Consider the following 21,329-nt stretch of genomic DNA (forward strand, 5'->3'; position numbering starts at 1 on the left):
AATAAGATAAAATAAGTGCGTGATTCATATAAAAAGGAGAATATGAGAAATGAGTAAAGAACTAATAGTAATAAATAATGTATCAAAAAATTTTGGAAGGAAAAAAGTTTTAAATAATATTAATCTTGTAATAGAAAAGGGTCAATCAATTGCTTTACTTGGACATAATGGAAGTGGTAAGAGTACATTTCTTAAGATTATATGTGGTTTAGTAAGAATAAATTCAGGAGAGATAAGGTATAGCTCTCATCTTAAATTTAATTATATACCAGAACATTTTCCTAAGATGAATCTCACAGCAAAACAATATATTAAACATATGGGTTTGATAGAAGGCATTCCTGTTCAAGTAATAGAGCAAGAAAGTGAGAAATTATTTAAGGCGTTTTTTATGGAGGAAATGCTAGAGATTCCAATGAAGCATTTATCAAAAGGAACATTACAAAAGGTGGGGGTTATTCAAGCTGTTTTAACAAATCCTGATGTCCTATTATTAGATGAGCCCTTATCAGGGCAAGATATTGAATCTCAAAATGTATTTATTAAATTAATGAATGAATTAAAGAAAGAAGGGGTTACAATTATTATGTCTTGCCACGAGAGATTTTTGGTAAGAAGGATATCTAATGTTGTATATGAAATAAAAAATAAAGGGTTAGAGTATGTAAATTTAAGTGAAACATATACAGGAGAATACGATATTTTAAGTTTTTTAAAATCTGATAAGCATAAGGTTATTACTGCTGAGATAGAGAATATGGTTGATAAAATAGAAAATGAGAATAATGCATTTAAAATAATTGTTGAGAGAGAAAAAAGTAATGAAGTAATTAAAAAAATGATAGAAGATGGTTACTTATTAAGGGGGATGTACAGTGAATAGGTTTAAAGAATTATTGAAATATCATTTTATGGTCTATATGAAATCAAATAAGATTATAATGCCTTTTTTAGTGTGGATGATATGTATGTATACTGTTTACAGTACTAGTCCTATTTCTATAGTATCAGACTTTATTATATCAATGATATGTTTATTTTACATAATGGTGTGGATAGGATTAGCTTATATAGAAATAGAAGATCCAGTATTAGAACAATTATTAATATTGAAGGTAGAAAATGAAAACATTTATAATATAAGCAAAACTTTATTTCTTGCATTCATAGGTATAGTAATGAGCCTTATTGGAGTTGTAATTCCAATAATTATAAATATAATTACTGGGTTTCAACTTTTTACAAGAGAACTTACCATAATTGACATCAGTAGTGCTTTTATTTTATATTCTTTCATTGGGTTATTAGGAACAGTGACTGGAACATTATTACATCCAAGAATTATGAAAAATCGAAAGATGGCTGTTATAATGACTTTTACAATTGCATTAATGAGTATGATAAAAGGACCAATGAACACAGAAATACCTAGTACTTGTTTTATAACATGGATTTTTCCTCCTTTATTTAATATTACACAGCGTTTTACTGGAAAAGAATATTTTATCATGCAAGATGTAGTAAGTGTATTACTTTATATAAGTGTTTATAGTAGCATAATTATATTTTTACAGTTATATTTTTTGAAAAGAAATAAATTTTAATTATTGATTTGTTAGAAAATAAAAACTGTTTGTAAAGCTTCAAGGTTTATAATAATAGCAGATTAAGAAAAGTTGGAACAAGAAAAAATCTAAATAAAGACTATTAAAGTATTTTTATTATTTAGATATTTAACAAAATAATTTATTTAAAAGAGTTTTATTGAAATTCAAAGCATTTTTGAGCATGTCTCACTATTTTAGGTATCCAAGTTTTAGAATGAATAATTTAAAAGGTCAATTTGAAACCCTTATAGGGAAATAAGCTGGAATTTAAGATTATTCAATTAAAAATTCATCAACAAAAATTGTATTGAAAAATAAATTTAATATAAAGGTATGGTGATGTAATGGGGAAAGAAATTATAAAAAAATTGAGTATATCATTAGTAACAAATCCAATACTTATAATTATATATTGGGCATTTTTTTATGAATTAGCTTTATTGTGTAAGTTCGGAAGGATGAATCATAATATATTAATTTTATCAATTTGTGTTCTATTATTTATAGTTATAATCATATTTACTACAATTATAACTATAAAAAAGATAGAGAAAGAAGAAATAAAGAGTAAAAAATCATCTTATATGAATATATGGATATGTATTTCTATTGTTATGTTTGTTGTAATAACATCAGTTTATGGATTAAGAATTTATAATAGTGCTGTAAATTATGGTGATAAACTTTCATTAGTTATATACGATTTAAAAAACAAAAGGTCAATAAAATTCGAAAGCGATAATATATATGTAAATGGAGTTGAAGGTATTTTTAATGATATTGGTAAAAAATACGATTTGCCAGATAAATTGTATATATTAGATAACTTTAAACTTAATTTTAATAAAGAAGGAAAGATTACATCTTTTGAAACTTTTGTTTATGGAAAAGATTCAAAAGAAAAAGAGAAAACTTATCTAATTTATTATGATAATAAGAAATCAGATAAAATTACAGTGATTTCAAATAACAATACGAATGCTAATTATAATGATGATAAACTATTAAAACCATTAATAAGTACAATTAAAGCTATTTCAATAGAAGATACAGTAAGTACTTGGAATGAAAGTGACTATGGAATAGTTTATTATGGAAAAAGAAATTGGGGATTTAATACAGAGGGAATAGTTAATATTGATGAACAAGGTAATAAATCATATATAGATATTAGCTCTGAAATAATAGGATACACTGTATCATTGTTTGTACCTGAAAAGGAAGATAAATATACTCCTATTAGATACAACTTAAAATGTGAAGAAGCATGGAGTAAATCAACAATTCCTCCTAAAAAAGATGAGGAGGAAAATAGTTTACAAAATTCAAAAAATGATAATGAAGAATTTTATTTAACAAAAGAGATTGGATATCGTTTAAATATTGAAGATGCTGCAGCAGGAAGCAGATTTTATTCATTAAATAATACTGTTGATGGTGGACAAACGTGGAAAGTAATAAATGAAGATCCATTCTTGGGTAAAACCGGTGTTGCGTCAGGAATAATTTTTATAAATGATAAACTTGGGTTTTTATGTTTATCTCATAGTGGTGGATCAAATGGAGAATTATATCGTACCGAAGATGGAGGCTTATCTTATAGAAAAGTAGAATTTCCAATAAAAGAAGTAAAATTAGATAATAATATAATTATAAATCCTTTTGACTTTCCAACTATTCCTTATGAGGAAAATGATGTTTTAAATATGTTGATTGGACAAGGTCAAGATGGAGATTATAATGGGGATAGTCAGGCTTTGTATCAATCTAAAGATAATGGTGCAACTTGGAAATATGTAAAAGAACTACACAAATAAGAGTTAAAAATGATAGTTATTAAGAAAATGCTTATAGTTTAAAATAAGCATTTTTATTTTTGTTAAATTAAAAGTAAAAAGAATTTATTGTAGAAAAAAGTATTATAAAAATTGTTTTCTTTTTATAGAATAAGCAATAAAATAATATTATTAAATTTAATTTTCAAAATATTGTTTAAAATCAACATAAAGCAAATATGCTAATAGGAGTTGTATACGATGGAAGGATGTAAAAACAAGTTAATCAACCTAGAGGATTTTATATTAAAACAAAATGATAAAGAAAGTGCATTAATTTCAGTATTACATTATGCACAAAATCAGTTTGGATATATAAATAAGGATGTGCAAAGATTTATTGCAGAAAAACTAGAAATACCTGAGTCTAAAGTATATGGAGTTGTTAGTTTTTATTCTTATTTTACAACAGAGCCTAAAGGTAAAAATATAATAAATGTATGTACAGGAACAGCTTGTTTTGTAAGAGGGGCAGGAGATGTATTAAATCAGTTTAAAAAAGAATTAAATATTCATGAGGGAGAAACTACTAAAGATAATTTATTTACATTGGATACATTAAGATGCATTGGAGCATGTGGTTTAGCTCCTGTAGTTACAATAAATAATAAAATTTATGGAAAAGTAAAGCCTGAAGATGTAAAAAATATATTGAAAGAATATAGGGAGTAGACTATGAAGAAAATAAAAAATTATAAAGAATTGATACAGTTAAATAATCAGTATAATAATTTAATTAAATTTAGGAACGCAGATAAAAATTTAAGTGACAAAATTGAGATATTAGTATGTGGTGGAACTGGATGCAAGGCATCAAATTCAGATAAAATAATTGAAAATTTAGAAAAAGAAATAGAATATAATAATTTAAATGATAAAGTTAAAGTTATAAAAACAGGATGTTTTGGATTTTGTGCACAAGGACCTATTATTAAAATAACTCCCCAAAATATTTTTTATATTAAGGTATCAGAGGAAGATGCTAAAGATATTATAAAAAGTCATATTATAGATGGAATTATTGTAGAAAGGTTATTATATGAAAATCCATCAACTAAAGAAAAGATAGCTAAAATGGAGGATATACCATTTTACAAAAAACAAAGGAGAATAGCTCTAAAAAATTGTGGAACTATAGATCCAGAAAATATATTAGAGGCTATAGCTGCTAATGAGTACTTAGCTTTAGGAAAAGTACTTACAGAAATGACTGAAGATCAAGTTATTGATATGGTTACAAAATCAGGATTAAGAGGTAGAGGTGGTGGTGGCTTTCCTACAGGGAAAAAGTGGGAGGCTACTAGAAAATCTACAAATAACATAAAATATGTAATTTGTAATGCAGATGAAGGTGATCCAGGAGCTTTTATGGACAGGTCTATATTAGAAGGCGATCCTCATTGCATTTTAGAAGCTATGGCTATTTGTGGATATGCTATAGGAGCTTCAAAGGGATATATCTATATTAGAGCAGAATATCCACTAGCAATAAATAGGTTGCAAATAGCTATTGGTCAAGCAAAAGAATATGGTCTTTTAGAAAAAAATATTTTAGGAACTGGATTTGACTTTGATATAGAAATAAGATATGGTGCAGGTGCTTTTGTTTGTGGAGAAGCAACTGCGTTAATTCATTCTATAGAAGGTAGTAGAGGTGAGCCAACAATGAAACCACCTAGAACTTCTGAAAGTGGGTTATGGAAAAAGCCTACTTGTGTAAATAATGTAGAAACCTTTGCTAATATAAATAAAATAATAATTAATGGTTCTAAGTGGTATTCATCAATTGGTACATTAAAAAGTACAGGAACTAAGGTTTTTGCATTAGCAGGAAAAATTAAAAATGTTGGATTGGTTGAAGTTCCTATGGGATTAACTATAAGGGAATTAATCTATGATATTGGAGGAGGAATTAAAGATAATAAAAAGTTTAAAGGAGTTCAAACTGGAGGTCCTTCTGGAGGATGTATACCAGCTAAGTATTTAGATTTACCTATTGAATATGATACTTTAACAGAAATTGGTTCAATGATGGGTTCCGGTGGATTTATTGTAATGGACGAAGATAATTGTATGGTTGATATAGCTAAATTTTATTTAGAATTTACTGTAGAGGAGTCTTGTGGTAAATGCACCCCTTGTAGAATAGGAAATAGAAGGTTGTTAGAACTTCTTAATAAAATAATTGAAGGAAAAGGTGAAGAAGAAGATATTGACAACTTAAAAAATTTATCTGATGTTATAAAATCTGCATCTTTATGTGGTCTTGGTGAGTCAGCACCAAACCCAGTATTAAGCACCTTGAATTTTTTTGCAGAGGAATATAAAGAGCATATATATGATAAAAAATGTAGAAGTGGACAGTGTAAGAATCTAATTGATTACAAGATTACAGATAAGTGTATTGGATGCACAAAATGCTCAAGAGTATGTCCTCAATCCTGTATTAGTGGTAAACCAAAAGTTAAACATGAAATAGATACAACAAAATGCATTAAGTGTGGAGCTTGTATAGATATTTGTCCTATTAAAGCCATTATAAAGGGTTAGGGGAGTGATTTTATGATTAATTTAAAAATAAATAATATAGAGGTAAGTATAGAAAATGGCAAGACAATTTTAGATGCTTGTAAAAAAGCAAATATTAAAGTTCCAACTTTATGTAATATGAAAATGATTGATAATACATCACAAAATTGTAAGGGCACATGTAGGGTGTGTATGGTTGAATTAAAAGAAAAAGGCAAATTAGTGCCTGCATGTTCAGAATTAGTAAGAGATGGAATGGATATTACAACTAATAGTACAAAAGTTTTAAAAGTGAGAAAAACAATAGTAGAGTTATTATTATCAAATCATCCTAATGAATGTTTGGTTTGTAATAGAAATGAGAATTGTGAATTAAGAAAATTAGCTGGGGAATTAGGAATAAGTAAAAATCTATATAAAGGCAAAAAAAGTGAATATAAAATAGATTGTAGTTCTCCAGCATTAATAAGAGATATGAATAAATGTGTATTGTGTAGAAGGTGTGTTACAGCTTGTGATAAAGTACAAAATATTAACATATTAACACCTATAAATAGAGGGTTTAACACAAAAATAGGAACATTTTTTGATAATCCCATAAATGAAACAAAATGTACTTATTGTGGTCAATGTGTAGCAGTATGTCCAACAGGTGCTTTAACTGAAGTTATGGATTATGAAAAAATACCTAGAGTTGTAGAAGATAAAGAAAAATTTGTTGTGGCTCAAATAGCACCTGCAGTAAGAGTAGCATTATGTGAAGAATTTGGAGTTAGCAGTGATATTATAACAACAGGTAAAATAGTTGCCGCACTTAAAATGTTGAATTTTAACAAAGTTTTTGATACAAATTTTTCTGCGGACTTAACAATAATGGAAGAAGCTAAAGAATTTATAAATAGATTTAAAGAAAAAAACAAACTACCATTAATAACAAGTTGTTGTCCAGCGTGGATTAGATTTGCAGAAATGAATTATAAAGATAATTTAAAATATATATCGTCATGTAAATCTCCTCAACAAATGTTTGGTGCTATTGCAAAAAGTTATTTAGTAGATAAATATAAAATAAAAAAAGAGAATATGGTAGTGGTATCTATAATGCCATGTATAGCAAAAAAATATGAAGCAAAAAGAAAAGAATTAAAAGGTGATGTGGATATTGTAATTACCACAAGAGAATTAGCAAAGTTAATTAGAGAAAGCTCAATTGACATAATAAACCTTAAAGAAGAAGAATTTGATAATCCATTAGGTGTATCAACTGGAGCAGGTATGTTATTTGGGACAAGTGGGGGAGTTATGGAAGCCGCTTTAAGAACTGCCTATGAATGGAGTTGTAATAAAACATTAAATGAACTGGATTTTAAAGATGTAAGAGGACTTGATGGAATTAAAGAAGCTACTATAGAATTGGATGGTAATAAAATAGAGGTAGCAGTGATTAGTTCATTAAAAAATGCTAGAAAAGTTATGGAAGAAATAAAAAATGGTATATGTAAATATGATTTTATAGAAATTATGGCATGTCCAGGAGGATGTATTGATGGTGGTGGACAACCATATATTAAATCTTGTAAAGAAAAATTAGAAAAACGTATGAAAATAATATATGAAAAAGATAAGGTAAGTAAGATAAGAAAATCTCATGAAAATCCAATTATAAAAGAACTTTATAAGGATTTTTTAAATGAAGACAATATAAAAAAACTATTACATGTAACATATAAGTAATAATAGTATAAATTCCTGTAAAAACAGCTATTGCTTAACTAATATTTAACTAGTTTTGCAATAGCTATTTCTTATATAGTCTCAATCATAGGAAAAAAATTAAATTTTATTTACTTATTATTTTCACAGTAAATTTTTATTGCTTCATTTATAAAATTTGATAGACCGCTTTTGTGTTTATCTATATTTTCAGTAAATCGAGTATCATTTACATACATTTCACCTAAAGATTGAAAGATTTCTATAGTACAATTATAAAAGCTATTTGTTATATGATTTCTCCAGTTTTGAATTTCAGTTTGAACTTCTATATCACTAGGAGATTTATCCATAAGACTAGCAAGATTTTTAAAGATTATATCACCTTTTTCCATTATATTTTGCCAATCATTTTTTTCATATTTTGAAGCTTTTTTCTTATATTCTTTATAAGCATCAGTAGTGCTGTATTTAGCTTCCACCTCTTTTTTATATTTATTTTTATAATTTTCTATTTCAGTTGTATCAAAAGCTTTAAAGTTTTCGTTATTACTCATATTATCTACTCCTTTTTCTAATGTGTTATCAATTATTTTTATTAAATTTTCTAATCTTGTTTTTCTTTCTGTAAGAATTTTTTTATGATTTTCAAGAGCTGTATTTTTATTAAATTTAGGGCTTGAAAGTATTTCTTTTATTTCTTCAAGAGAAAAATCAAGTTCTCTAAAAAACATTATTTGTTGTAATTTTTCAAGATCATTATCATTGTAAAGTCTATATCCAGCGTCGCTTTTACTACTAGGATTTAAAAGATTTATCTTATCATAGTGATGAAGCATACGTATGGTAACACCAGTGATTGACTGAACTTCTTTTACTTTGTACAAAATAATCATTCCTTTTAAATTTTTTATAGAAAATATATTTTCATTACAAAATTAATGTTAAACCATAACAACGTGTTAGAGTCAAGAGTTTTATAAAAATAAATTTTAAAATTATCTATTCCAAAACTTGGATACCTAAAATAGTGATACATGCTACGAATCACTTAGAATTCAACACTATATTTTGCATAAAAATATTTTAACACTGTTGAATAAATTTAAATTGGAGCTTGTTTACCTATAATATTTGATATAGATTAGGTTTAAAGCTTGTAAATCTCTGTATGAAAGGAGTAAAATATAAATATATTTAAGGTTTAATAATATATATTTAAAAATATGAGAGGAGAATTTTTATGGCCTTAAAAAATGATTATATATTAAAAGTAGTTGAAAGAATGACAGAACTTATAAAAAAGGTAGAATTTTTAAAAAAAGAAAATAAAAGCGAAGAGGCAATAGATGAAATAAATAAGGCATGTAAAGAAATATTTGGATTTGATCTTGATAAGGTAGAAAGAATGTCTTATGACAGTATTATAGAATTATTACTATTAAATAAATCTACTTTTGATATTAGATGTGAGGTAGTTGCAGAACTTTTAAGTGTAAAAGGATATATTTATTTAAGTGGTAATAATGGCAATGAAGGATATGATTGTTTTGTTAAAAGCTTGAACTTATACTTATATTTAGTGAATAATGATTGTGAAATGAATATTTTCAATGGAAATGAAAAAGTAGATGTTATAGTTTCAAAACTTTCTCAATATGAGCTTCCAATAGAAACAGAAAAAATGGTTTTAAAGTATTATTTAAAAAAAGGTAAATATTCAAATGGTGAAGATTTATTATTTTCAATGATTAAAAAGGAAAAAAGTGAAGAAATATTTAGTTTAGGTTATGAGTTTTATGATACATTAAAGAAAAAAAGTAGTGAAGAGCTAGAACTTGGAAATTTTTCTTTAGAAGAAGTGGATTTTGGGTTGGAAGATTTAAATCAGCTGAAGAAGAAAAACTAAATGTAAATAAAAACATTTTATTAAAAGAATCATCTAAAAAGTATTTAATATTACTTGTTTAGATGATTCTTTTGTATTTAAAAAATAATTTACACATTGAAAATGATTAATATATATGAAGGTGTTAGATATATAGGTAGACCCCTACAATTTAAATTTATTTAATAGCTTTAAAATGTTTTCATAAAAATATAGCATTAAATCTCAAGTGATTCGTAGCATATATAACTATATAAGATAAGGCTCAATATTGAATAGTTTAAAGTTAACAGCATAAAATATAATTAAATAAAAAAATACATAAAAAATTCAAATAAAATTAAAAAAATATTATAAGGAGATTATATCCAATGAAGAAAAGATTTGATATAGTATTAATAAGTCTAATAGTATTTCTAAGTACAACATTTATATTATTTTACATAAGAGAAGGAGCCAAAGATGTTATGACAGATGTTAGCCAGACGACAGATTTAATGGTAGATGTTAATACACCAGAAAAAGCCCTAAAAATGCTTAAAGAAGGAAATGAAAGATTTGTTAATGATATATCTAATTTAAATAATGTACATAAAAAACGACGAGATGAATTGAAAAACGGACAACATCCATATGCAGTAATATTAACTTGTTCTGATTCTAGAATAAGCCCATCATTAATTTTTAATGTAGGACTTGGAGAAATTTTTGAGGTAAGATTGGCAGGTAATGTAGTGAATGAAGATGCCTTAGCATCTATTGAATATGCAGTAAAGTATCTTGAAACACCGCTTATTGTTGTAATGGGGCATGAAGATTGTGGAGCTGTTATATCAGCTTATGATATGTTGAATAATAGAACTGTATATTCTCATAATTTAACAGGACTTTTAAAAAAGATAGAAACTAGTATAAAGAATAGTAATTCTATTGAAGAAGCTATTAAGTTAAATATAGAAAATTCAGCTTCAATAGTAAAAAAAGATTCTATAATTAGTGAAAAATTAGATAATGGCAGTGTAAAAATAGTTAAGGGTTATTACTCTTTAGATGGAAAAGTGAATTTCTTTGAATAAAATATAGGAAAAGGTGTCTAAAAGCATATGATTTAGACACCTTTTATTATTAAGCGTTATAATAATATATATTGTAATATGATTTAAATATAAAAAACATTCAATTTTTTACTTTAGATAATGAATAAATTAATAAGAGGTATATAAAATATAATTTTAATAGAAACTAAAATAATATTAATATATAGAACTGTTTAAAAAACACATAGATGCATTAATTTTTGAAATTAGTAACTGAATTTTTAAAAAATTCATAGGCTTAATAATTAGTAAACAATATACTTTCTAAAAAATGAAAAAACTATATAAAACTGTCGATTAAAGTAGTATTATAATTATAGAAAATTTATTTTTAGTTGACTAAGACCTAAATAAGGGGTGTAATTTGAGATGACTTTTGATGAGAAATTAACAGTTCTTGCTTTGGGAGTAAGAATGATGATATGGAATAAATATAAAGATAACGAATACAAAATTCATAAAGTGAAGTATGGTCATAATCATAGAAAATATACCTTAATATTAGAAGGACATAAGCCTAAAAAACGTACTTTGATATATTTTATACATGGTGGAGGATGGATGTCTGGAAATCCATTTTCATTTAAAGCTATAGCGAAGTTTTTTGCTAAAAAAGGATATACTGTAGTACTTCCAGCATATAGATTAGCACCTAAATATAAATATCCCTGCCAAATAGAAGACGTATTTTTAGGTTTTCAAGATTTTTTAGAAAAATATTGGCACATGTCAGATTGTGATGATGTTATAGTTATAGGTTTTTCAGCAGGCTCAGAACTTGGAGCAAATTTAGTTTTTAACAAAAAACTTCAAGAAAGATATGAAATAGATCCATCTATATTTAAGGCATTTTTTGCAATAAGTGGTGTGTTAGACTTTTCTAAGTTTACATCTAAAAGAGCTCAAAAATATTTAAATGGATATTTAGGTGGAACTAAATATGAAGGTAAAGTTAATCCATTAAATTTAGTTACTGAAAAACCTGAGTTTCCAGTGTTCTGTCTTCATGGGGATTTAGATGAGCTAGTTCCTAAGGAATGTGCATATAATTTTGTGGAGAGAGTACGTGGGTTTGGGGGAAATGCAGATATTACCCTTATAAAAGAAAAATATCATTCTAATATATTAAATTTATGGATTGGACATGGAGAGGAAGATACAAATATATTTTTTGACTTATTAAAAAAATGTGATAATAAAAATTAAAAACCATATGTTAAAGGAGAATATATATGATAAATGTTACTTTATTAGGTTGTGGAGGTGGAATGCCAATGCCCTTTAGAAATTTAGCTTCATTACTAATAAATTATAAAGGAAGAAAAATACTAATAGATTGTGGTGAAGGCACACAGGTATCAATGAGACTTGCTAAATCTGGATTTAAATCCATTGATATTATATGCATAACACATATACATGGAGATCATATAGTAGGATTACCAGGGCTTTTATCCACTATGGGCAATAGTGGTAGAGAAGAAGAGCTTATTATAATAGGACCAGAAGGAATAAAGGATACAATTGAAGGATTAAGTGTTATTTGTCCATATTTGCCTTATGAAATCAAAGTGATAGAGGCACCTAAGAAAAATTTAAAGTTTGAATTGAAAGATAAATTTGAACTTACTAATGATTATTCTGATGTAGAAATAAGCATGATAGATTTAGAACATTCATCACCTTGCTTAGGATATGGTTTTTACATAAATAGAAAAAGAAAATTTGATGTGGATAAAGCGATTAATAATAATGTACCTAAAATACTTTGGAGCAAACTTCAAAAGTACAATAGTTATGAATTTGAAGGGAAATTATATTTTAGTGATATGGTTTTAGGAGATGAAAGAAAGGGTTTGAAATTAAGTTATATAACAGACAGCCGTCCAATAGATTCAATAAAAAAATTTATAAAAGGTAGCGACTTATTTATTTGTGAAGGCACTTATGGCAGTGATGATGATATAGAAAAAGCTATAAAAAATAAACATATGACTTTTAGAGAAGCAGCATCATTAGCTAAGGAAAGTGAAGTTAAAAAACTTATATTAACTCATTTTTCACCGTCACTTATAGAACCAGATGAGTATATTGAAAATGGGAAAGAAGTTTTTAAAAATACTATATTAGGATCAGATAGAATGGAAGAAAACTTAACTTTTAAATAATAATTTTGGAAGTCTATAGAAAAAGTATAGGATTTTATTGACAAGTTTATGTCTAAATGTTATAATAATTTCAAAAGTTGAATAAATTATCTTCAGGGCAAGGTGAAATTCCTTACCGGCGGTAAAGCCCGCGAGCTATTTTAGCATGATTTGGTGAAATTCCAAGGCCGACAGTAAAGTCTGGATGAAAGAAGAGAGAATATTAGAATTGATTAGATTTTATATTTTTTGAATTTCAATGCTCTGAGCCAATGGCTTGGAGCTTTAAATTTTAAATATAATTTAAATAATTTTGTTTGAAAATAAATTATTTGGAATGCTAATTCTAATTTGTACAATTAATATATGCCCTGGGTAAAGTTTGCCTGGGGCATTTCTTATTTATATTTTAAATAAATTGATTTATAAGGAGTGATAAAATGGATGAATTCTTTATGGAGAAGGCAATAAAACTTGCTAAACTTGGAGAAGGAAAAGTAAATCCGAATCCACTTGTTGGAGCCATAATTGTAAAAGAAAATAGAATAATAGCACAAGGTTATCATGAGAAATTTGGACAACCTCATGCTGAAATTAATGCTATAGAGTCATCAAGAGAAAGCCTAAAAGATACTACCATATATGTGACATTAGAGCCATGTTGTCATTATGGTAAAACTCCACCTTGTGTAGATAAAATTATAGAGAATAAATTTAAAAGAGTGGTTGTGGGAACATTAGATCCTAATCCATTAGTTTCAGGGAAGGGAGTAAAAAACTTAGAGAAAATGGAATTGAAGTATTAGTTGGGGTTTTAGAAGAAAAATGTAAAGAGATAAATGAAATTTTTAATTATAACATGATAAAAAATAAATCTTTTGTTGCAATAAAATGGGCAATGACCTTAGATGGAAAAATTGCTACTAAAAATTATGATTCAAAATGGATAAGTTCAAAGAAATCAAGAATTTATGCTCATAAATTAAGAAATAGATTTACAGCGGTGATGGTGGGAATAAATACTGTTTTGAAAGACAATCCTATGCTTACATGTAGATTGGATGGTGGTATTAACCCAATAAAAATAATTGTAGATAGTAATTTAAAAATTCCATTAGAGTGTAATTTAGTTAAAACAAAAGAAAGTAAAACTATAATAGCTACTATATGCAAAGATAAAGAAAAAATTTTAAAATTAAAGGAACTTGGAGTGGAAGTTATAGTTACAAAAGAAAATAAAAATAAAGTGGACTTAATTGATTTAACCTTAAATTTATATAAAAGAGGAATTGATAGTATTTTAGTAGAAGGTGGTGGAAATTTAATTTATAGCATATTAGAAGAAAAAATAGCAAATAAAATATATGCTTTTATATGTCCTAAAATTATAGGAGGAAGGGAGAGTGTCACCGCTGTAGAAGGTATTGGAAAGGAGAAAGTGTCAGAATGTTTTGAAATCAAAAAATGGAATATGAGAAAAATTGATAATGATATTTTGATAGAAGGAGAAGTTTGAATATTTTAATAATTCAAAATATTTAGAAAAAGGTGATGTGGTGTTTACAGGAATAGTAGAAGAAATAGGATTGGTTTTATCAATTAAAGATGTTGATAAATCTAGGGTAATTAAAATAAAGTGTAAGAAAGTTATAGAAGATATAAACATAGGGGATAGTATTTGTACAAATGGTGTATGTCTAACTGCAACAAAATTAGGTAAAGATTATTTTATTGCAGATGTTATGATGGAATCTTTAAAGCTTTCTAATATATCTAAATTAAAAGAGGGAGATAGTGTGAATTTAGAAAGAGCATTATCTGTTAATGGTAGACTTAATGGTCATATAGTTAGTGGACATATAGACGGTATGGGAACAATAATAGGTGCTGAAAACCATGGGAATAGCACTGTAATAAAAGTTGGATGTAGCAATGAATTATTGCAATATATGGTATGTAAAGGGTCAGTTACATTGGATGGAACAAGCTTAACTATTTCAAGTTTAAAAGAAAATTACTTTGAAGTTTCTATAATACCACATACCAAAGATGAAAGTATTATTTTCAAAAAAAGCATCGGACAAGCTATAAATATAGAATGTGATATGCTTTTAAAATATATAAAAAGACTTATGGATTTTAGGGAATATAAAAGTAATGAAAGTAATCTAACTTTAAATTTATTAAAAGAAAATGGGTTTATATAGGAGGAGATTAAAATGAATACAATTGAAGAGGCAATAGAGGATATAAAAATAGGAAAAATGGTAATTGTTTTAGATGATGAGGATAGAGAAAATGAAGGTGACTTATTAATGGCAGCAGAAAAAGTTACTGGTGAGAGTATAAATTTTATGGCTACATATGGAAGAGGGCTTATTTGTACCCCAATTAATGAAAAAATACTTGAAAATCTTAAAATAGGTCAAATGGTTGAGATAAATACAGATAATCACGAAACAGCATTTACTGTATCAATAGATAGTAATGATGTAACAACAGGCATATCTGCTTTTGAGAGGGCAATAACAATAAAAAAGCTTTTAGATTGTAATTCAAAACCAGAAGATTTTAGAAGACCAGGTCACGTATTTCCACTAAAAGCTAAAAAAGGTGGAGTTCTAAAAAGAGCTGGGCATACAGAAGCTGCTGTAGATTTAGCTACTTTAGCGGGATTTAAACCAGTTGGTGTTATTTGTGAAATAATAAGTGATGATGGAACTATGGCAAAAGGAAAACAATTAATAGAGTTTAGTAAGAAACATGATTTGAAAATTATAACAATAGAAAGTTTAATAGCTTATAGAAAGAAAAGAGAAAAATTAGTAAAATCAGTTGTGGAAACTAAAATGCCAACTAAATATGGAGATTTTAAGGCCATAGGATATGTTAATAAGTTAAATGGTGAGCATCATGTTGCATTAGTTAAAGGTGAGATTAAAGAAGATGAACCAGTATTAGTTAGAGTCCACTCAGAGTGTTTAACAGGTGATGCTTTTGGTTCTAAGAGATGTGATTGTGGAGAGCAATTATCAATGGCTATGGAGAAAATAAATAAAGAGGGTGCTGGAGTTTTATTATATATGAGACAGGAAGGTAGAGGCATAGGTCTTTTAAATAAATTAAAGGCTTACAAACTTCAAGATGAAGGTTTAGACACAGTGGAGGCAAATATTGCATTAGGATTTGAAGCTGATCTTAGGGACTATGGAATAGGGGCACAAATATTAAGTGATTTAGGCATAAAAAAATAAGACTTATGACTAATAATCCTAAAAAGGTTTCTGGATTAAGTGGACATGATATAGAAATTGTAGAAAGAGTTCCAATAAAGATGAATCATAATGAAGAAAATTATTTTTACTTAAAAACTAAAAAAGAGAAAATGCAACATATTCTATAGAAGGAGTGATAAAAGTGAACATTTTACAAGGTGATTTAATAGGAAAAGGATTAAAATTTGCAATTATAGTTGGGAGATTTAATGAGTTTATAGGTTCTAAATTGCTTTCAGGAGCAGTGGATGGATTAAAAAGACATGGCGTTAAAGAAGAAGATATAGATATTGCATGGGTTCCAGGAGCATTTGAAATACCATTAATAGCTAAAAAACTAGCAAATAATGAAAAATATGATGGAGTGCTATGTTTAGGAGCAGTTATAAAAGGAGCAACACCACATTTTGATTATGTTTGTAGTGAAGTATCAAAAGGGGTTGCCACAGTATCATTAGAAACATCAAAACCAGTAATATTTGGAGTATTAACAACAAATTCTATAGAAGAGGCTATTGAAAGAGCTGGAACCAAAAGTGGAAATAAGGGATTTGATGCTGCAGTAACAGCAATAGAAATGGCAAATCTTATGAAGGTTATATAATTAAATTTTAAAATATAAGGCTATTGCAAAACTAAATTAAGAGATTTGGTTTTCCAATAGCTTTTTTTATTTATTTTGATATATAGTGACAGTTATTAAATATATAAAAAAACATATAAAGTGACAGTTATTTATTATATATATTAATATTTAAATTTATTAATTTTGTAAAAATATTTAAAAATGAACTTAGTATTAAATTTTTTGAATATAAAAATCCAAAATGTCAATGATTAAAATAAAGCATAAAAGTTAAGGAGTGTATTGAAATGCCAACTCAACCAAGAAAAAAAGAGAAACATGCAATATATCATATCATGATAAAAAGTGTTAAAGATAGGTTGCTATTTAAATCAGATGTAGATAAGGCAACTTTTATGACTAAATTAAAGGAAAGTCAGATAAAATATCCCTTTAAACTATATGCATATTGCCTAATGGACAATCATGCTCATTTACTTATAGATTCTCAGGAACAAGATATTTCTGTAGTAATGAAAAGTTTAAACTTAAGATATGTTAAATTTTATAATAAAAAGTATGAATTAGATTCACGTTTATGTAAAGGTAGGTTTAAAAGTGAAATTATAAATAATGATAGATATCTATTAGCAGTGTCTTTATATATTCATAGAAATGCAAAAGATTTGCCAGGATTTAGAGGATGTCCACAAGAATATTTATTTTCAAGCATGTCTGTTTATTTAGGGGAAGAAGATCTGTTTGAAGTTTTAGACATAGATAGAATATTAGAATTCTTAGATAAAAATAAGAGTGAAGCAAGAAAAGAATATGCAAATTTATTTAAATATACTATGGAAAATCATATAGAAGATTTAAAAAAAATGGATTTAAAAATAGAATTTAAAGAAGAAAAATTTATTAATGAAAAAGGTGTATTAAAATCCAATTATACCATAAAAGATGTAATTAACTTTGTAGCAGAAAAAGAAAACATACATTCTAATGAAATATTTATAAAAAATAGAAGTCATAATCAAAATGCTAGAGCAATGGTAACAATACTTGCTACGGCTTTCTGTGGTGAAAAATGTAAGGATATAGCTATAAAGTTTGGAAACTTAAGTGTCAGTAGGATATCTCAATTAGGTAATAGGGCAATAACTTTAATTTTGAAAAATAAACATTATAAAGATATGTTTGAAAAGTTTATAGCTTAGCATTAAAAATTAAATAAAAAAATAATTAAAATTTATAAGGAAATTGTAACTTAAAATTGAAATATAGAAAAATAATAAGTAAATGGACAAGCTTTATAAAACTTATAAAAAATATTAATATATTAATTTTAAAAGTAAATTTCATGAAAGATAAATGTTTAAAAATAAATTTAGTTAATGCTTTTAAATCATTTTAAAGTGACAGTTATTAATTATTATGTAAAATATAATAATTAATAACTGTCACTTTAAAAAATAACTAAAAAGTAATGAAAAAAATAAATATATGTCACTATATATGTTATAATAAGAGTTAAAATATGGTTTGGAGGTAATTTATGAAGTTTGAAGCATTGGTATTAGATTTTGATGGGACTATTGCAGATACTAGTGAAAGTATAATTTTAACTATGCAAGATACTTTAAAATATTTTAAGAATGAGGATATTGAGGATGAAGATATTAAGAGATTAATAGGACTTCCTCTATTTGAAATGTTTAAAAGTATTAAAGGGTTTCAAGAGGAAAATATAGAATCAGCAGTGAAAGAGTATAGTGTAAGATATAAAAATATATGTAAAAATACTGTTACTATGTTTGAAGGTGTAAAGGAAACTTTGGAAAATTTACATAAAAAAGGTGTAAAACTTACTATAGCAACAAGCAGGGGCAAAGACACGCTACTTTTATTTCTAAAAGAATTAGAAATTGAACATTTATTTTCTTTTGTTGCATGTTGTGATGATGTAACTAAGCATAAGCCTGCTCCAGATGTTGTTAATTTAGTGCTTGAAAAAATTAATGTTAATAAGGATAAGGCACTGGTTATCGGAGATACTATATATGATGTTGGAATGGGGCAAAATGCAGGTTGTGAAAGCTGTGCTGTAACTTATGGAAATAACACTTTAGAAGAAATTAAGGGTTCTAATCCTGAATATATAATAGATAAGTTTAGTGATTTAATTTCTATTGTTGAAGGTTAACAATAGAAATTAAAAAGGGTATTGTGTAATACACAGTAGTATGATAATATAAAATTATACGTACTGTGTACTACATAGTACGTATTTAAAAAAGTAGGTACTGCGCAATACATAGTATGCTTTGAAAATATTATGATTAGTGAAATTGTAGATTACGATTTCATATTTTTTAATCTATCTACTATGTATTACATAGTATACTATATAGAATAGGAGGTTAAAGTATGAGTACCCAGTTAAGAAAGGGTGTGCTTGAAATATGTGTTTTGACTTTAATAAATAGTAAAGATATGTATGGATATGAAATTGTAGAAAGCATATCTAAAGTTATGGATGTAAAAGAAAGCACAATTTATCCGTTATTGAGGAGATTGACATCAGAAGGTAATTTTGAGACATATATTCAAAAATCAGAAGGCGGACCAGATAGAAAATATTATAAAATAACAGATTACGGAAAAAGTAATCTTAAAGATATGGTTAATGAGTGGGATAGGTTTGTTCAAGATGTAAATTTTATTCTTGAAAGATATCGAAAGGAGAGTATTAAATTTGAATAGAAAAGAATTTTTAGAAATATTAAGAGATTATTTAAGTGACTGTTTTAGTGAAAATGAAGTTTCAGATATAATAAGAGATTATGAAGAATTTTTCTTAAATGGAGAGTTAGAAGGAAAAAGTGATGATGCCATAATAAGTTCCTTAGGTTCCCCTAAAACTATAGCAAATGATTTAAAAAGGGAAATGAAAAAAAGTGATGTAAGTTCTAAACAGAAAAAAGATTATGGAAGAGAAGCTAAAAAAATTTGGGGAAAAACTAAAAGATTAGGAAAAAGAGGTATTGAAAGAAGTAAAGAATTTTTAAACTCTAATGATATTTTAAATGAGAAAATTCCTATATGGGGAGTTAAAGCAATCCTTATAATTTTAACATTGCTTTTGATAATGCCAACAATATTTATCATAACAGGAATAATTTCAGCAACATTAACTCTTATAGGATTTACAATAATGGATATAGGAGGATATATAATTTCATTTCCTATGATGACTGCTAATATGTATATGGGTTTATTTATATTTTTTATGGCGTTAGCAGGTACTGGAGTTATGTTAGCTCTTTGGACAATATATATATACATTGTTAAATTTTTTAAAGATATAATTTTCAGATATATATCCTGGGTTAAAACAAGAAAAATGTATATAAGAGTGAAAGAAAACAACACTTATAACGAAAGTTACAACAATAATACTTTAAGTGTAAGTAAAAACGAAGAAGTTGAACATGAAATAGATGATGAAGATAAGGAGGATAGCTACAATGAATAAAGGAAAAATTGCACTTATAACTGCTGCTATTTTAGTTGGAATAGGAACTATTGGTGCTATAGGAACAGGCGTTGTGGCAGTGCCCCAGTTTGTAGCTGATGTGCAGGATGTAAAAAATAACAATAAGCAAGCTATAGCTAAAGAAATATATTCAACTGAAGATGAAGTCTTGAATGTTGACATAAGCTCTAGTGGAAATGGAAAAGCTTCCGTTGAAATAAATCAAAGTACTGATAATCTAGTTAAAATAAAAACTTATAATTTCCCAATGGAAAAATTAGAGGTAAATCCAAGTTATGATACGGATAGTAAAACTTTAAAAATAAATAGTGAGATAATAGAATCTATGGCAATTCCTGAAGGTGATGGAAATATATTTGAAAGGATGTATAATGGATTTTTATATTCATTATCAGGAGATTACACAGGATCAAAAATAATTATAGAAGTTCCAAAAGGAGTAAATATTAATTTGAAATCTAATGAAAATATTTCTTTAAATATTGAAAAAGCTTCTGTACTTTCAGATTCAATAAATTTTGATAGTTATTATGGTTATTGTTCTTTACCTAAATTTAATAGTTTAAAGCAAGTAAAGATAAGAACAAATGGAAATATAACAATGGATGTTAGAGAGTTTATAAATGCTGATATTGTTGAAATCTTAGGCTCACATGTTAGTATTTCTAGTAATGGATTATTTAGTGATTATGAAAAAGTAGCCACACTTCCTAAAAATATAGATTTAAAAGCAAATAGTGTTTCCATTGAATCTTACATTCCAATTGCAGAGGATATTAAAATTAATGCTAATAATTATTTTAATATAGCAATGGATTTGAATGAATATAACGTAAGTGGTAAAATTCAATTGAGAGATTATAATATAGATGAAATAGAAGTGTTAGAAAATATAGACAAATCTAAATTGAATATTAAAAATAATGTTATAGAAGGTGAATTTTCAAAAGGAGAAAAAGGAAATATTAAATTAAATGTGTTTTCAAATGGAAATGGTGAATTTAAAAATGAGCAAAAAGAAAGTTTAGAATCTAAATTGATGTTAAATAGATAATGTATAATTCTATAAATCTCTTAACAACAATAAATCATAATGAGTGTTTAAAATAAATGT

The 21,329-nt window shown here is 26.5% G+C and carries 18 protein-coding genes, 2 pseudogenes and 1 riboswitch; of the genes and pseudogenes, 19 read left to right on the plus strand and 1 reads right to left on the minus strand.

The window, feature by feature from the left end:
- The first annotated feature begins 49 nt into the window (after positions 1-49).
- The 6 genes from CSGHG_RS14960 to CSGHG_RS14985 all read left to right on the plus strand — a co-directional run bounded on the left by CSGHG_RS14960 (position 50) and on the right by CSGHG_RS14985 (position 7,705).
- Complete coding sequence (locus tag CSGHG_RS14960; RefSeq protein ID WP_010296949.1) at positions 50-883, plus strand: ATP-binding cassette domain-containing protein; 834 nt, start codon at positions 50-52, stop codon at positions 881-883.
- On the plus strand, positions 876-1,604 hold the full coding sequence (locus CSGHG_RS14965; protein ID WP_010296952.1) for a hypothetical protein: 729 nt from the start codon (positions 876-878) through the stop codon (positions 1,602-1,604). The genes CSGHG_RS14960 and CSGHG_RS14965 overlap by 8 nt, the downstream gene beginning before the upstream one ends.
- Before the next feature lie 371 nt (positions 1,605-1,975).
- Positions 1,976-3,424 (plus strand): hypothetical protein, encoded by a 1,449-nt coding sequence (locus CSGHG_RS14970; protein ID WP_328284743.1) that lies wholly within the window; start codon positions 1,976-1,978, stop codon positions 3,422-3,424.
- Between the two features lie 219 nt (positions 3,425-3,643).
- Positions 3,644-4,114: an NADH-quinone oxidoreductase subunit NuoE gene (gene nuoE / locus CSGHG_RS14975; protein ID WP_010296958.1), complete on the plus strand. Its 471-nt coding sequence runs from the start codon at positions 3,644-3,646 to the stop codon at positions 4,112-4,114.
- Between the two features lie 3 nt (positions 4,115-4,117).
- A complete protein-coding gene (locus CSGHG_RS14980; protein WP_010296959.1) occupies positions 4,118-5,992 on the plus strand; it encodes an NADH-quinone oxidoreductase subunit NuoF in 1,875 nt (624 codons plus the stop codon).
- A 12-nt stretch (positions 5,993-6,004) separates the two neighbouring features.
- Positions 6,005-7,705 (plus strand): NADH-dependent [FeFe] hydrogenase, group A6, encoded by a 1,701-nt coding sequence (locus tag CSGHG_RS14985; RefSeq protein ID WP_010296962.1) that lies wholly within the window; start codon positions 6,005-6,007, stop codon positions 7,703-7,705.
- Between the two features lie 110 nt (positions 7,706-7,815).
- Here CSGHG_RS14985 and CSGHG_RS14990 read toward each other — a convergent pair whose 3' ends face one another.
- Positions 7,816-8,574 carry a MerR family transcriptional regulator gene (locus CSGHG_RS14990; protein ID WP_026022389.1) on the minus strand — a complete coding sequence of 253 codons (759 nt, stop codon included), beginning with the start codon at positions 8,572-8,574 and terminating at the stop codon, positions 7,816-7,818.
- A gap of 353 nt (positions 8,575-8,927) precedes the next feature.
- On the opposite strand from CSGHG_RS14990, the gene CSGHG_RS22105 reads away from it, so the two are divergent.
- The 13 genes and pseudogenes from CSGHG_RS22105 to CSGHG_RS15060 all read left to right on the plus strand — a co-directional run bounded on the left by CSGHG_RS22105 (position 8,928) and on the right by CSGHG_RS15060 (position 21,269).
- Positions 8,928-9,593: a DUF6483 family protein gene (locus CSGHG_RS22105; RefSeq protein ID WP_010296967.1), complete on the plus strand. Its 666-nt coding sequence runs from the start codon at positions 8,928-8,930 to the stop codon at positions 9,591-9,593.
- A 350-nt stretch (positions 9,594-9,943) separates the two neighbouring features.
- Positions 9,944-10,648 carry a carbonic anhydrase gene (locus tag CSGHG_RS15000; protein WP_010296969.1) on the plus strand — a complete coding sequence of 235 codons (705 nt, stop codon included), beginning with the start codon at positions 9,944-9,946 and terminating at the stop codon, positions 10,646-10,648.
- 390 nt (positions 10,649-11,038) lie between these two features.
- Positions 11,039-11,875, plus strand: coding sequence for an alpha/beta hydrolase (locus CSGHG_RS15005; protein ID WP_010296972.1), 837 nt, complete (start codon positions 11,039-11,041; stop codon positions 11,873-11,875).
- Positions 11,876-11,901: 26 nt separating this feature from the next.
- Positions 11,902-12,837, plus strand: coding sequence for a ribonuclease Z (locus CSGHG_RS15010; RefSeq protein ID WP_010296977.1), 936 nt, complete (start codon positions 11,902-11,904; stop codon positions 12,835-12,837).
- A gap of 84 nt (positions 12,838-12,921) precedes the next feature.
- A riboswitch (FMN riboswitch) is annotated at positions 12,922-13,037 on the plus strand.
- 219 nt (positions 13,038-13,256) lie between these two features.
- Positions 13,257-14,332: pseudogene (gene ribD, locus CSGHG_RS21035) on the plus strand (bifunctional diaminohydroxyphosphoribosylaminopyrimidine deaminase/5-amino-6-(5-phosphoribosylamino)uracil reductase RibD).
- 40 nt (positions 14,333-14,372) lie between these two features.
- Complete coding sequence (locus tag CSGHG_RS15020) at positions 14,373-15,023, plus strand: riboflavin synthase (protein WP_010296988.1); 651 nt, start codon at positions 14,373-14,375, stop codon at positions 15,021-15,023.
- Between the two features lie 12 nt (positions 15,024-15,035).
- Positions 15,036-16,219, plus strand: a pseudogene (locus CSGHG_RS21040) (bifunctional 3,4-dihydroxy-2-butanone-4-phosphate synthase/GTP cyclohydrolase II).
- Positions 16,220-16,233: 14 nt separating this feature from the next.
- A complete protein-coding gene (gene ribH, locus CSGHG_RS15030; protein ID WP_010296999.1) occupies positions 16,234-16,695 on the plus strand; it encodes a 6,7-dimethyl-8-ribityllumazine synthase in 462 nt (153 codons plus the stop codon).
- A 269-nt stretch (positions 16,696-16,964) separates the two neighbouring features.
- A complete protein-coding gene (locus CSGHG_RS15035) occupies positions 16,965-17,876 on the plus strand; it encodes a transposase (RefSeq protein ID WP_010297003.1) in 912 nt (303 codons plus the stop codon).
- A gap of 338 nt (positions 17,877-18,214) precedes the next feature.
- Entirely contained in the window at positions 18,215-18,862 is a 648-nt protein-coding gene (locus CSGHG_RS15045; RefSeq protein ID WP_010297006.1) for an HAD family hydrolase, read from the plus strand.
- Positions 18,863-19,086: 224 nt separating this feature from the next.
- A complete protein-coding gene (locus CSGHG_RS15050; protein WP_010297009.1) occupies positions 19,087-19,422 on the plus strand; it encodes a PadR family transcriptional regulator in 336 nt (111 codons plus the stop codon).
- Positions 19,415-20,194, plus strand: a complete 780-nt coding sequence (locus CSGHG_RS15055; RefSeq protein WP_010297011.1) for a DUF1700 domain-containing protein — start codon at positions 19,415-19,417, stop codon at positions 20,192-20,194. Before CSGHG_RS15050 ends, CSGHG_RS15055 begins: the two co-directional genes overlap by 8 nt.
- On the plus strand, positions 20,187-21,269 hold the full coding sequence (locus CSGHG_RS15060; RefSeq protein ID WP_010297013.1) for a hypothetical protein: 1,083 nt from the start codon (positions 20,187-20,189) through the stop codon (positions 21,267-21,269). The genes CSGHG_RS15055 and CSGHG_RS15060 overlap by 8 nt, the downstream gene beginning before the upstream one ends.
- The last annotated feature ends 60 nt before the right edge of the window (positions 21,270-21,329 follow it).

This window comes from Clostridium senegalense JC122, from assembly GCF_000285575.1.
GTDB classification, from domain to species: Bacteria; Bacillota; Clostridia; order Clostridiales; family Clostridiaceae; genus Clostridium_J; species Clostridium_J senegalense.

What these genes read in the sequence shown, in the direction of transcription:
- CSGHG_RS15005 (WP_010296972.1), top strand. Translation starts at nt 11,039, where the DNA reads ATGACTTTTGATGAGAAATTAACAGTTCTTGCTTTGGGAGTAAGAATG.
- CSGHG_RS15050 (WP_010297009.1), top strand. Translation starts at nt 19,087, where the DNA reads ATGAGTACCCAGTTAAGAAAGGGTGTGCTTGAAATATGTGTTTTGACT.
- CSGHG_RS15010 (WP_010296977.1), top strand. Translation starts at nt 11,902, where the DNA reads ATGATAAATGTTACTTTATTAGGTTGTGGAGGTGGAATGCCAATGCCC.
- CSGHG_RS14980 (WP_010296959.1), top strand. Translation starts at nt 4,118, where the DNA reads ATGAAGAAAATAAAAAATTATAAAGAATTGATACAGTTAAATAATCAG.
- CSGHG_RS15000 (WP_010296969.1), top strand. Translation starts at nt 9,944, where the DNA reads ATGAAGAAAAGATTTGATATAGTATTAATAAGTCTAATAGTATTTCTA.
- nuoE (WP_010296958.1), top strand. Translation starts at nt 3,644, where the DNA reads ATGGAAGGATGTAAAAACAAGTTAATCAACCTAGAGGATTTTATATTA.
- CSGHG_RS15045 (WP_010297006.1), top strand. Translation starts at nt 18,215, where the DNA reads ATGAAGTTTGAAGCATTGGTATTAGATTTTGATGGGACTATTGCAGAT.
- CSGHG_RS15035 (WP_010297003.1), top strand. Translation starts at nt 16,965, where the DNA reads ATGCCAACTCAACCAAGAAAAAAAGAGAAACATGCAATATATCATATC.
- CSGHG_RS22105 (WP_010296967.1), top strand. Translation starts at nt 8,928, where the DNA reads ATGGCCTTAAAAAATGATTATATATTAAAAGTAGTTGAAAGAATGACA.
- CSGHG_RS14985 (WP_010296962.1), top strand. Translation starts at nt 6,005, where the DNA reads ATGATTAATTTAAAAATAAATAATATAGAGGTAAGTATAGAAAATGGC.
- CSGHG_RS15060 (WP_010297013.1), top strand. Translation starts at nt 20,187, where the DNA reads ATGAATAAAGGAAAAATTGCACTTATAACTGCTGCTATTTTAGTTGGA.
- CSGHG_RS14960 (WP_010296949.1), top strand. Translation starts at nt 50, where the DNA reads ATGAGTAAAGAACTAATAGTAATAAATAATGTATCAAAAAATTTTGGA.